The organism is Psychrobacter sp. (assembly GCF_049295055.1).
GTDB lineage: Bacteria > Pseudomonadota > Gammaproteobacteria > Pseudomonadales > Moraxellaceae > Psychrobacter.
This window is the reverse complement of record NZ_JBAQQF010000023.1, coordinates 1-13,866: the sequence shown is the minus strand read 5'-3', so window position 1 is coordinate 13,866 and position 13,866 is coordinate 1. Positions and strand designations below refer to the sequence as shown.

Below are 13,866 nucleotides of genomic sequence, written 5' to 3'. Positions count from 1 at the left end.
CGTCATCCAAAAATTATTATTAAAGAGCCATCAGACAAAAAGTATAGAGGGTTTATGAGTTTTCGCCACCAGTATGTCATCGGTGATTTGCAAGGCTGCTATGCTGCTTATCTGCAGTTACTTGAGATATTAGATTTTGATCCGACCCAAGATAAATTATGGTTTGCCGGTGACTTGGTGGCACGCGGTGAAGATTCGTTAAATACGTTGCGTCATGTCAAAGCACTATGTGAGCAAGGTGCAGCAGCGACAGTGCTTGGCAATCATGATATAAATTTGCTAGCGGTATGGCGCGGAGCGACGAAAATTAAGAAAAAAGATAAGACTGCACCGATTTTTGCAGCCGATGACTGTGATGAGCTATTAGATTGGTTACGTCATCAACCCATATTAGCTTATCCTGACGAGCATACGGTACTGGTGCATGCTGGTATCCCACCGCACTGGAGTATTGAGGAAGCTGCGAACTATGCACAGCAGTTAGAGTCACAGCTGCAAAGTAGTCTAGAACAACTTGATAAGTTGCTACCGAATTTATATAGCAAGACGGTCGATGATTGGCATGCAGGCATTAATGGTTTTACCAAAATGCGAGCGATTGCCAATTATTTTACTCGCATGCGCCTATGTAAGCAGGATGGGTTACTTGAATTTAGTTTTACGGCAGGGTTAGATGAGCCTATGCCAAAGGATTTTTTGCCATGGTTTGAATGGCAAGTACCGCGCAACCGTAAGGTGTTATTTGGTCATTGGGCGGCGCTGAAAGGTGAAGTTGATTTGCCTCATGCTCGGGCGCTTGATGGTGGCTGCGTTTGGGGTAATTATTTATTGGCCTATCGTTTGGGTGACAGCAAAGTAATAACCTCAAGTACACATTGTTTGCCGCCATCATCCTAGTGCTTTAATCTGGATATGTTAGTTTCAGTTCTATAATGTATTGCTGCAATTTTACTTCTATTACTGTAAATACAAAAGCCATCAAATCACCCATTAACTGGGCAGATTTGGTGGCTTTTTTGGCTTAGGAAGTGGCGTTTTGGCATCACCAGCGGCTTTATTGTCAGGATTACTAGCATCACTTTCATGATCAGCTATCGTCTGATTATCTTCATCAAACGCATGAGCACTGTCATACTGAATATCCTGACTATAAGGGACGCTGTTGAGTGCCTCATCTATCAGACCATCATCAAGGTCAATTATTTTTCTAGTGCTCACTTGGTTATTGATAGTAGGTATTTCACGACTTTTTAACGCAACATCGACATTGTCATTTGATGTTTGATTACCATAATCTATATCCGTGACTACTTGCTGATTTTGCATACTTTTCTGTTTGGATTTAGGTAGGATTTTCACCTCAGATAAGCGGCGCACGACATAGTTGTTGGGTATGGGTTGTCCGCTTTTATTAGAGCTGGTATCGTCAAAAATCATATGCCCTTGGCTATCGATACGTGCGTATTTCATCGGCTTATCGCGTGGCCAGAAAAAATCGGATGGATGGGTTAAGACGTGACTGAAAAGCTGCTTGGTCAGACGACTCCAATCGATAAACTTCACCTCTTTTGAGCGTAATGCTACAAAAAGCGCCAATGAAAAGCTGACCATTAAGTTGACCATACCGATAAGTGCAACACCAAGCATAGAAAGTAGCACAATCTGCCAATCTAATTGGTTGGCTGATATATTGAACAATCCGTGCGCTAAGTTTGCTGAAGCAAAGGCGATATGGCGAATATCAATCGGTAAACCAAATAAGAAGCCAATGGTTGCGGTACTACCTAAAAAGACCCCGAATAAAAAGTTACCCATAATAGCGCCAAGATTAGCTTCTACAAAGCCGCCTAAACGTTGTAGCCATGCTCTGGGGAGTAAATATTTTAGGAGTTTATGGCGCTGAATGCGAGCACCGATTTGGTTGTAGACTGCTAAATTGTCGTAATAGCCCGCAATCAGACCTGATAAGAATAAATACACGCCAGCAATGGCGGCATGAGGCAGTGCTAGTGAGCGAAAGGGGTCTAGTTCATGTAATAAGTGCGCCGCCTTATCAGTATTGATCATCGGTGTACCCGTATACTGTAGCCACGCAAAAGAGATAATAAGGGCGACTGGTACTGCTACCATAATATTGCCCATAATCGCGACAAACTGGGTACGTAAAATATCGACTACCAATTCTGATAACTTATTAAGTTGGTGTGATTTTTTTCCAGAGCTATCCGATATGGTAGAGGCGATGGCAGCAGCAGTCATGGCTGGCTGCTTGGTGGCTACCGTACCATGGACGATATGAATAAAAACAAACCCCAATCCATAAATCATACTGTTTATGAAAGCGCGTCCCATCGGTGCAAGTGCTAGATGGTACGTCAATATCTTAGTCGTGGCCATAAAAGCAATGATAAAGCCACCGATGGAGGCTTTTTGAAACATCTTTCGGTAGCCAGCTTTATCGGTACTAATATAATGCTCGCCGACACGGCCGGCATTTTCGGTGACTTTGCGTGATAGCAGTTTGGTATTGTTGTCAATTAAATAACCGATGCTATAGCGGCGACTAGCCGTCGTAATCAGCGCTTGAATCAGCTCAATCACTGCCTGATCACGCTTATCGTAGTTGTCTGAAACCAGCTCAGTTAAAATACGCATACGTTGTAGACTTTGATCTAAGCGCAACATCATGTTGGTTAAGCGGATGGAAATACCGGTTTTATAAATGCGCTTACGTATGGTGGCCACAATGTCTTCACATTGCTCAATCATGACCAATAAAGGCGCGGGATCTACTGCTTTTTCAGGGATAACATCTGTTAAAGTATCAAGCTCATGCGCTTCACGATATTGATTGACGTACAGTACTGCTTCTTGATTTTGCGCCACAAATGAGGCTGAATAGTTCAGCATTTGCGGATAAGAATCCATCAAATCTGGATGCAGACCAATGCCGCTAATACGATAAGATAAAATGATAATAGCGTTTAAAATACTATTTTTCGCGGTAGCAATTAAGTGTAAATGTTCATCATTCACTTTTAGTAAATCAACCAGCGCATCCCACTTGTCTGTATCGATATTACTCAGCCAACGCTCATCAGTGCGTTTATCAAACAAATACCCAACCAGCTCAACGACAGAATCTTCTTGCGGCAATAATGGCAAAAAACGATGACCAATTAAACGGCGTAAACTATTAAAAAACCCTTGGTCTGACATGATGCCAGTGTCAGTGTAGAGCGCAATTTGGCGATATTGAATAATGAGCTTTAGAACGAAGCTTGACAGTCCATCTCCATACTCTGGATGCTGGCGTAGAATTTCAATCAGATGCTGAATGTTTTGATTGGCTAAAGCAGGTTCTTTGTCACTGACCCGCAGCGCATCAATTAAGCGTTTTAGTACCGCAGGATCAGGCACATCACTTAATGCAGTAATCTGTTGTAAAATGTGTTTTATTTCTGGCACATCACATCCTTCATTGGGATTAATTCAATCATTGTTATTATTCAGTATTTGCAATGCTATCGGTGCTTATAGTGGATTTTTAGTGTTATCTGCAGTAAATGGCGTTATCAATATTGCGGTAATATTGCAATAACATTGAAGTAAGTCTGCAATAAATGCCACTATTGATTTTTGAGTTGAAAATTTTATAAGTGGTTTAGTGAAGCTAAAGCTGCTTCAGCTTTGCGTTATTTTAATCGCAAGCACGCCTATAAGGTTAATTATTTTGTTAGCAGTTATTTTTTAGGTAATTTTTAGGTAATTTTTAGACAGTTTTTAGGTAGTTTATTAAGAAATTTTTAATATTATTTTTATTTTATTACATTGTTTGGGCAAAAAAAGGGACAGTATGGACTGTCCCTTTAATAAGTATTTTATGAATTATTTATGACAATCACTTAGGTAAGAGCTACTTAGCTGATAGCAATATTAAAGTAGTCAAGATCAAAACTCATAATTGGATCACTACCTGCTTTGACCATTTGGGCATGAGCGTCGATGCGTGGTAATACACGACCAACGAAGTAGTCGGCAAGTTTGGCTTTGTTGGTATAAAACTCACCTTCTTTGCCGTCAGCTGCTTCTATCATCATAGCAAACATATATGAGTAGCATAAGTAACCGACCGCGTGTAGATAATCTACCGCACAGCCGTTAATTTCACTCTTACGCGTACTGATATTGGCAAGGACAGTCTTAGTTAGCTCTTCAACGGTATCGGCAGCACCTAAAGTCGCTTGTTTGATACCATGATCAGCTTGCATGCTGCTGATATAATCACGAATCTCACCTAAGAAATGGGTGATATATTTACCGTCATTGCGCGCCACTTTACGACCCAACAAATCAAGGGCTTGAATACCGTTTGCGCCTTCATAAATCTGGGCAATACGCGTATCACGAACGATTTGCTCCATACCCCATTCGCGCACATAACCATGACCGCCAAATACTTGCTGGCAATCAACCGTTGCTTCTAGCGCTTTATCCGTTAAGAATGCTTTAGCCACTGGTGTCAATAGTGCCACACGAGCCGACGCCGCTTGAGCTGCTTCAGGATCAGTACTGAATTTTTCAGTATCAAGTTGTTTGGCAACATACATCGCAAAACAGCGTGAGGCTTCAGAGTTTACTTTAGCATTCAATAACATACGACGTACATCGGCATGATGAATGATGGCGTCAGCTGGTTTCTCTGGGCTTTGGATTTGCGTGTCGCTACGACCTTGACCACGATCAAGTGCATATAGAGCAGCATTTTGATAAGCAAGTTCAGTACCACCAAGACCTTGCAGACCCATGGTTACGCGCTCATAGTTCATCATGATAAACATCGATGATAGACCGGTATTTTCTGGGCCAACCATCCAGCCTTTGGCATTATCAAAGTTCATCACGCAAGTCGCAGAGGCTTTGATACCCATTTTGTGCTCGATAGAGCCAGCGGCTAGGGTATTGCGCTCGCCTAAGCTGCCATCTTCGTTGACCAAGAATTTTGGCACAACAAATAGTGAGATACCTTTTGAGCCAGCAGGCGCGTCTGGGGTTTTTGCCAATACCAAATGAATGATATTGTCAGTTAGGTCATGTTCACCGCCAGTGATAAAGATTTTGGTACCTGAGATGTTGAAGCTACCATCTTCATTCGGGACAGCTTTGGTTTTGATGATACCTAAATCTGTACCCGCATGCGGTTCAGTTAAGCACATCGTACCTGACCATTCGCCAGAATACATTTTTTCTAAATAAGTTTGTTTTTGCTCTTCACTACCAGCAGCGTTCAAACATAGTGTCGCACCAACGGTCAGGTTAGGGTACAGGGCAAACGACTGATTGGCGGTAAAAACCATTTCTTCAGCTAGCATGGTTACCATCTTTGGAAAACCTTGACCGCCGTATTCAGGGTTGCCGCCAAGACCTACCCAACCAGACTCAGCATATTGCTTATAAGCTTCTTTGAAGCCTGCTGGAGTCGTCACGACGCCATCACCTTGGTAAGTAGCGCCTTCTTCATCGCCGCTACGGTTAATCGGCAGCAGAATATTTTTGGAGATTTTTGCCATTTCTTCTAAAACCATGTCGACCGTTTCCATGTCAACATGAGATAAGCTTTCGTTATTTTGCCAAAATTCATGAGCTTTAAACACGTCAGTTAAAATAAAACGCATGTCGTTAAGAGGGGCATTATAAGTAGCCATAAACATTCCTTTGGTTCAAATGAATAAAAGTGAGTTGGGCAAAGATTTTCAGTTGTTCTTTTGAGTTGAACTTAACTATTAATAGCTAAAGTTTAGCAAATTAGCGTATCAACCGCTGTATTTCTTCGTGAATTATGCGTACACCAAAAGTTCTTATTATTTAGCAAGACAGCTATCTTGTTAGTTATCAATCCATATTAAGAAAATCGGCAACACACCTTGGTATGTTGCCGATCATTAAACAGCTTTGGTGAATCAACTAACCGTTAAAAGCGTTTATTAGAATGAAAACTGCTCAACATCCATGCTCATGTACGGCTCGACGCCAGTAGCGATGCGCTGTACGTGAGTAGTCGTACGCGGCAATAACTTAGCAAAGTAGAACTGAGCCGTTTTTACTTTGGCATCGTAAAAGGCCTGTTCGCTGCTGCCATTGGCTATTTCAGTTTGCGCAATTAATGCCATACGAGCCCATAAGTAGGCAAGGGTAACGTAACCGCTAAAGTACATGTAATCGACTGCCGCGCCGCCGACCGCTTCAGGGTTTTCAGTGGCTTGCATACCAATACGGGTCGTTAATTCGCCCCATTCTTTAATATGCTTGACAAGCGGACGGATGAATTGACCCATCTCATCATTGTCTTTATTGTCGTCACAGAATTGCTGAATAACGGTGGTAAAGTTCGCAAGCAATTTACCTTGCGAGCCCAAGACTTTACGACCAATCAGATCAAGTGCTTGAATTTGAGTCGTGCCTTCATAGATACAAGCAATAGTAGTATCACGGACGTTTTGCTCCATGCCATATTCGACACAGAAGCCACTGCCGCCTAATGCTTGAACGCCATGTCTAGCAGACTCAAGACCCGTTTCGGTCAAGAACGCTTTACCAATAGGCGTGAGCAGTGACAACATTTGATCTGCGTATTTGCGAGCATCACCTTCACCCTTTGCAACCGTATCCGCAAACTGTGACATATAACCGATTAATGCACGGCCGCCTTCAGCAAAGGCTTTAGTGGTCAATATCATGTCACGCACAGCAGGATGAACGATGATAGGGTCGGCAGGTTTTTCAGGGAATTTAGCACCGTCTAACGAACGGAATGCTAAGCGTTCATTGGCAAAAGCCAAGGCACCTTGGAAAGCATACTGAGAAGCGGTAACACCTTGAATAGAGGTGCCGATTCGTGCCACATTCATAAAGGTGAACATGTAGTTTAGACCACGGTTCTCTTCACCAATTAAATAGCCGATTGCGCCGTCATAGTTGATAACGCAAGTCGCTGAGGCTTTGATGCCCATTTTGTGTTCAATCGAGCCGCAAGAGACAGCATTACGCTCGCCTAAGCTACCGTCGTCATTTACCATGAACTTTGGTACTACAAATAAAGACAAGCCTTTGGTGCCCGCTGGTGCATCTGGAAGACGCGCTAGAACAATATGGATGATATTGTCAGACATATCGTGCTCGCCTGCCGAAATCCAGATTTTACCGCCGTTAATTTTATAAGTGCCATCAGTATTAGGCTCAGCTTTGGTGCGCACTAAGTTTAAATCAGAGCCACATTGTGGTTCAGTCAAACACATCACGCCAGTCCATTCGCCTGCGACCAGTTTTGGCAAGTATTTTTGTTTTTGCTCGTTAGTGCCATGATGTTCAAGCGTAGAGACACAGCCTTCAGATAATCCTGGATACATACCAAACGACCAGTTAGCGGTACCTACAAACTCAGAAATAGAGGAGTTTAGAGACATTGGCATGCCTTGACCACCGAACTCTTCATCAGCAGTTAAAGAGGTAAAGCCAAGCTCACAATATTGCTTATAAGCTTCTTTGAAGCCTTTAGGGGTAGTGACTTCGCCATTATCAAAATGACAGCCTTCAGCATCACCGCTCATGTTCAATGGTGACAGCTCATTTTCAGCAAAACTTGCGGCAGCTTCTAGATAGCTGTCTACAATGTCAGCTTCAATATGAGCGAACGCATCAATCGTTTGATAATGTGCTGTGCTGTTTAAAAGTTCATGCATGACAAATTTCATATCACGTAGGGGTGCTTTATATTGCATAACTTCCTGTCCTTTTTTTTAGTGTATGACCGACAGCGCTACTGCGACTAAGCAATAGTATGACTATATATAATATTTAAGTCTCAGTTGCTAGTGTCTGGCTTTGTTGTCTGTATTATTAACAAACAATGATACCGATCATATGAGATAACATTGAGAAGCGTAAAAAGAATTATGAATGAATTCGTAAATTCTTAGTTTCGTAAATTCTTGGTAAAAGATAGGCTTTCACTGGCAAATATACAAGTTTAGTGACAATACTGATAAGTCATCAACCTGTCTTGCATCCTATGTACGATATAGCCTACACATTAAAATACTTAATAATAATTGTAGGAGAGCTCAATTAATATTTTTTACGGTAGCGCTCTAACAACCTTTGTTTTTAGACCAATACTGTTGTATTAACATGTCAGTTGCAATTTCAGCAGTCATAGGCTTGCCAAACCAATAACCTTGACCATATTGGCAACCCATGTCTAACAGTAAATCACGTTGTTGCTCGTTTTCGATGCCTTCTGCAATGACCTGCATATCGAGTGCCTCTGCTAACGCCAAAATAGCTTTTACAATAGCGAGTTGGGTTTGATCGGTAACAATTTTTGAGATAAAGCTCTTATCGATTTTGATAAAATCAAAGGGGTATTCCTGTAGATAGCTTAAGGAGGCGTAGCCAGTACCAAAGTCATCTAACGCCAGAAGAATCCCTAACTCTTTAAGCGAATTAAGCTGTTTTTTAACATCAGAATGGCGCTTTATTAAAGAGGATTCTGTCACCTCAATATGTAATTGATGCGCTGCAATCTCATGTTTTGTGAGCAAGTTTCTGACCAGATCAAAAAAATCAGGATGGCTAAATTCAGCCGCATCAGCATTGATACAGATATGTTGGTTGAAACCAATTTTTTGCCAGACAGTCAACTGCTCAGCGATTTGGTTTGCCATTTGAGAAAATAGCTCAAGCGACAGTTTATGAGAAATGATGGCATCAATAAAATCAATAGGGGTTAGTAATCCGCGAGTAGGATGTTGCCAGCGTACCAATGCTTCAAAACCGGTAATATCACCCGTATCTAACGCAAATTTAGGCTGATAATAAGCAATAAACTGACCTTCGCTGGTGGCCGCTCTAAGCTCGGATTCTAGTTGTATATGATGAGCGTTAAATTCATTAATGGATTTGTGATACCAACAAACATCATCGCCACCGTGTTGCTTGACATAATTTAAGGCTTTCTCCGCTTTGGTTAATAAGCCAGTAAACTCATTGTCATTTTCAGGGAAGTAGCTGACCCCGACAGACACATGACAATACACTTCGGTATTTGTGACTTTATCGTCATTGAGAAAGAAGGGACGCTCACACATTTGCATTAAGCTGTCTAATTGAATGCGTACCGTATTGGCGTCACTACATTCAAACAATAACGCAAAGTCATCACCGCCAAAATGAGAAAAACAGCGTAAATGATCCAGCTCTAGCGCTTTAATTCGCAGGACAAATTTTTCTACTAAAGTATTGATGTAATCAGGTCCTAACAGAATAGCAAGGTTGCGATAACCGTCAATATTTAAGCGGACAATAACCACTTCTTGGTAGCTTTCTAATAGCAGCTCGCTTGTCTGACTCAAAAATACTTTACGGTTGGGCAGTCCGGTGAGTTGATCGTAATTAAGTAAATGCACCATCTTTTTCTTATTTTTAGTAACGCTAGACGTATCACGAATCGTACCGACATAATATGCCGTGTCTTCCAAATAAATTTTGCGGTAGGTTATATGGCAATCTAGGATTTGACCGTAGCGGGTTGCCATGGAAAAATCGATTTCACAAAACCCAGTACTGTCTAAGCTATTGATCAGGTTTTTTAATACCGTTTGTTCTTCTTCTGACAAGAATTCAATCGCGTATACACCAAGTGGGCGTCCAATCAAAAAAGATTCCGTATAACCAAGCATCAACTCATAGGTAGCATTGACTGACAAATAGCGTAAATTTGCATCTAATATGAATATAGCATCTTCAAATTGCTCACATAATTTGACCAATAATTGCTGTTTGTCTGCCAGTGGCATTGGTGTAAAAGTGCTCATAACTAGACTCATAAAGTGGAATTAAAATCGATAAACAAAGCTTGTGGTATGGGCAATTGACAATCGTCATCTTAAGTCTAAATCGTTATTTTAAGTGTCAGCCTTTTACGCTGCTCTTAATGACTAACAAGAGGTAAAAGCGCATGCAACGTTGCTAGTGCCACCACGGGCGCAGTTTCAGTGCGTAAAACCCTTGCCCCAATTTGCCAAGGCTCAAAGCCGACGCTTTGTGCTTTTAGACATTCTTCATCACTTAATCCGCCCTCAGGACCAATTAATAACTCAATATAAGGCAGCTCTTGTGCCAATACAGTTGATAGTGCTTTTGGAATCAAAGGCTGACCTGCCGCTGGCACACTCAGTTGCAAGCGTAAATCTGCTGGCTGTTGCAACAATTGATAATAATGGTCTTTACTTAGTGCGGCGACAATAGGGCTAACCGCAGAGCTGATAGCTATTTCTATATCGGTAACTGGATCGCGTAACCAATCATTGATAGATAATGGAGCAAGAATAACAGGTGGGCGATTAAGACCGCATTGCTCACAAGCGGCAATAGCGACTTGCTGCCAATGTGCCAATTTTTTTTCTACTTGAGCAGGTTTTAAATTAACCTCGCCATGATGGCTGCTAAGTAGCTGAATAGCAGTCACACCAAGCTCTGTTGACTTTTGGATCGCATAATCCATACGTTCGCCGCGACTTATGACCAGACCGATTTTGGTCAGTAAAGGTGCGCTACGATCATCATTTATATGAGTAATCAGCGTCGCAGTAGCGTGCTTTTTACTCATGGTTTGTAGCTGTACTTGATACTCACCGCCAAAGCCATCGAATAGAATACCGTGATCGCCAATATTTGCGCGTAATACACGGCACCAATGATGGGCGATACTTTCTGTTAATTCAACGCTAGCGCCAATAGGCAAAGTGCTAAGGTGAGGGTAGTTATTATCTGTTTTATTACTGATGTCATTGCTAGTAGCATAAAAAAAACGTCGCACGGTTGCTTAGTCCTATAATTTGAATACTGATACTTTTAAATATCTTAGCAGAATATCGTTTAATTTGGTAAAGGTATATTCTTGAATACAATAATTCTAATGCTTATGTTCCAAGACTTGTTCTCTAACATTGATTATTAATATTTTATGGGTCTAACAACTTGCTATTCTCATAAAAAATGCAAGCTACAATAAAAAAACTGGCGCTCCTAAGAACGCCAGTTATTAAACTATTTATTGAATTATTGCTTATAAGCCAAACACTAAGCAAGCCCTAAAGCTTCAACCAAGCGTTTATTAGGCTCAACCTTATTCATGCTATAAAAATGCATGGCCGGTACGCCCTCGCTGATTAAACGCTCACATAAACGATAGACGACATCAAAACCAAATTCGCGAATGGCTTTGCTATCATCGCCAAAGTCAGCCAACTGCTTACGCACGTAACGTGGAATATCCGCGCCACAGCTATCAGCAAAACGCATCAAATTACTCGAGTTGGTAATCGGCATAATGCCAGCAACCAAAGGCTGCGCAATCGTATCAATACCACGTTTCTCTAAGGTATCACGCAGATATAAATAGCTATCGGCGTTATAGAAAAACTGCGTAATCGATGAGTTTGCACCCGCTTGGTACTTATTAAATAAGTTATCAACATCATGCTCAAAGCTACGCGCTTGCGGATGCATCTCAGGATAGGCTGCGACCTCAATACGGAAATGATCGCCTGAATATTCGCGGATAAACTTTACCAAGTCTAGCGCAAATGGCAACTCACCCATACCTACTTGCCCCGATGGCAAGTCACCACGTAACGCGACCAAGCGTTTGATGCCTAAGCTCTTATAAAGATCGAGCAATTCAGCGATTTGCGCTTTGTCATCGCCAATACAAGACATATGTGGCGCGACATCAGTATTACCACGTGCGCACAAGGCTTGTACGATATCCAAAGTGCGACTACGGGTTGAACCGCCCGCACCGTAGGTTACCGAAAAGTAGCTCGGTGATAGCTTATTTAGCTCATCGTAAGTACTGAGTAGCTTTTCATGACCTTGCTCGGTTTTGGCCGGGAAAAACTCGAAGGAGAAAGCAGGCTTAGTCACAGTCTGGCTCCTTTTAGTATTTATAAGCGTCAGGCTTAAATGGACCTTCGACAGGCACACCTAAATACTCAGCTTGTTTTTCAGTCAGCTTAGTTAACGTACCGTTAAAGCCGGCAACCATCGCCGCAGCCACTTCTTCGTCTAGCTTCTTCGGCAATACTTTTACGTACAAGTTGTCAGCACGCGTATCAGCTGGCAAGTCAGCAAATTTTTCTTCAAATAGATACATTTGCGCCAATACTTGGTTAGCAAATGAGCCGTCCATCACGCGTGATGGGTGACCAGTCGCATTACCCAAGTTTACCAAACGACCTTCAGCCAATAGAATCAAGTAATCGTTCACGTCATCAGAGCGGAAAATTTGATGGACTTGTGGCTTAACTTCTTCCCAGCGCCAGTTATCACGCATAAACTGAGTATCGATTTCGGTATCAAAGTGACCGATATTACAAACCACCGCACCTGGTTTTAGAGCAGCTAGCATGTGTTTGTCGCAAACATGATAGTTGCCGGTAGTCGTGACAACCATGTCTGTGTCATCTAACAGGCGAGTGTTGATGCTGTCTGCACCGCCTGTGTTGTCGCCATTAATGTACGGTGACAATACTTCGTAGCCGTCCATACAAGCCTGCATGGCACAGATAGGATCAACTTCTGAGACACGAACAATCATGCCTTCTTGACGTAAGCTTTGCGCAGAACCTTTACCTACATCGCCATAACCGATAACTAAAGCGCGACGACCAGCAAGGAACATATCGGTTCCGCGTTTAATCGCGTCATTTAAGCTATGACGGCAGCCGTATTTATTGTCGTTTTTAGACTTAGTGACTGCGTCATTGACGTTGATAGCAGGAACTTTTAGCGTGCCTTTATTCAACATCTCGATCAAGCGATGCACGCCGGTAGTCGTCTCTTCTGAGATACCATGCATGTTATCAAGCAATTGTGCATAATCGTTATGAATCAATGCAGTCAAATCACCGCCATCATCCAAAATTAGGTTAGCATCCCAAAGCTGACCTGATTCTTCGCCACCAATATGTACTTGTTGACGTAAGCACCATTCGTATTCTGCGTCAGTTTCGCCTTTCCAAGCGAAGACCGGAATACCGGCAGCAGCAATCGCAGCAGCAGCATGGTCTTGGGTTGAGAAGATATTACATGATGTCCAACGTACTTCAGCACCGAGCGCAATTAAGGTCTCGATAAGGACGGCAGTTTGAATTGTCATGTGGATACAGCCGACGATTTTCGCGCCTTTAAGTGGCTGGTTTGCTTCGTAGCGACGACGCAAACCCATAAGGGCAGGCATTTCCGCTTCGGCAAGGGTGATTTCGCGGCGGCCGTAATCAGCTAAGCTAATGTCAGCGACTTTATAGTCAGTGAAAGAGGGGTCGATCGTATGGGCAGAGGGGGCTTTAGACACTGCGTCCATAATATGCTCCTATCAGTGGTTAATTTATGATAAAAAGAATAATAGCGCAGGTGCCGTTGTTATGCTGTCAAAGGCTGGAATAACCAGTATCAAACAGTTTACCGAGCCTAACATGACGAATTAATCAGTGCCGTTTGTTTATAAAGCGCAAACGTAACCATCAATTCATATGGTGCAACACCTCTCGGAGCTCGTTATTGTAATTCATGACGGTTAATTTGTCACCTATTGGCTGTGGAAAATAGTAAGCGGTCATGATATATAAAACTGGTTTGTATTATTAACAGCCATAAAAAAAGGCCATCGACTGATGGCCTTTATTATTAGGGAGTGTCCCTAATTGGAAAGCACGCATATATCTTCTAAAATAAGGCGTACACTTTATAAAATAAGAGGCATATAAAAAAGATGGCCAGACAAGCATTAACCGATAGCCTCTGGGA

General features: G+C 42.2%; 8 protein-coding genes. 1 reads left to right on the top strand and 7 read right to left on the bottom strand.

Features of this window, described 5'->3' with window-relative positions; genetic code table 11:
* The first annotated feature begins 54 nt into the window (after window positions 1-54).
* Window positions 55-897, top strand: a complete 843-nt coding sequence (locus WAZ74_RS03150; RefSeq protein WP_422305711.1) for a symmetrical bis(5'-nucleosyl)-tetraphosphatase — start codon at window positions 55-57, stop codon at window positions 895-897.
* A 93-nt stretch (window positions 898-990) separates the two neighbouring features.
* On the opposite strand, the gene WAZ74_RS03145 is transcribed toward WAZ74_RS03150, so the two are convergent.
* The 7 genes from WAZ74_RS03145 to ahcY form a co-directional block, all read right to left on the bottom strand.
* A complete protein-coding gene (locus WAZ74_RS03145) occupies window positions 991-3,468 on the bottom strand; it encodes a site-specific recombinase (RefSeq protein WP_422305709.1) in 2,478 nt (825 codons plus the stop codon).
* Window positions 3,469-3,920: 452 nt separating this feature from the next.
* Window positions 3,921-5,705 (bottom strand): acyl-CoA dehydrogenase C-terminal domain-containing protein, encoded by a 1,785-nt coding sequence (locus tag WAZ74_RS03140; RefSeq protein WP_422305707.1) that lies wholly within the window; start codon window positions 5,703-5,705, stop codon window positions 3,921-3,923.
* 279 nt (window positions 5,706-5,984) lie between these two features.
* The gene (locus tag WAZ74_RS03135) at window positions 5,985-7,778 is read right to left on the bottom strand and encodes an acyl-CoA dehydrogenase C-terminal domain-containing protein (RefSeq protein ID WP_422305705.1); all 1,794 of its coding nucleotides are present in this window, start codon (window positions 7,776-7,778) and stop codon (window positions 5,985-5,987) included.
* A gap of 369 nt (window positions 7,779-8,147) precedes the next feature.
* Window positions 8,148-9,872, bottom strand: coding sequence for a putative bifunctional diguanylate cyclase/phosphodiesterase (locus tag WAZ74_RS03130; protein ID WP_422305703.1), 1,725 nt, complete (start codon window positions 9,870-9,872; stop codon window positions 8,148-8,150).
* A 116-nt stretch (window positions 9,873-9,988) separates the two neighbouring features.
* Window positions 9,989-10,876 carry a 16S rRNA (uracil(1498)-N(3))-methyltransferase gene (locus WAZ74_RS03125; protein ID WP_422305701.1) on the bottom strand — a complete coding sequence of 296 codons (888 nt, stop codon included), beginning with the start codon at window positions 10,874-10,876 and terminating at the stop codon, window positions 9,989-9,991.
* Between the two features lie 263 nt (window positions 10,877-11,139).
* On the bottom strand, window positions 11,140-11,985 hold the full coding sequence (locus WAZ74_RS03120; RefSeq protein ID WP_422305699.1) for a methylenetetrahydrofolate reductase: 846 nt from the start codon (window positions 11,983-11,985) through the stop codon (window positions 11,140-11,142).
* 13 nt (window positions 11,986-11,998) lie between these two features.
* Window positions 11,999-13,423: an adenosylhomocysteinase gene (gene ahcY, locus WAZ74_RS03115; RefSeq protein ID WP_422305697.1), complete on the bottom strand. Its 1,425-nt coding sequence runs from the start codon at window positions 13,421-13,423 to the stop codon at window positions 11,999-12,001.
* Window positions 13,424-13,866 lie beyond the last annotated feature (443 nt).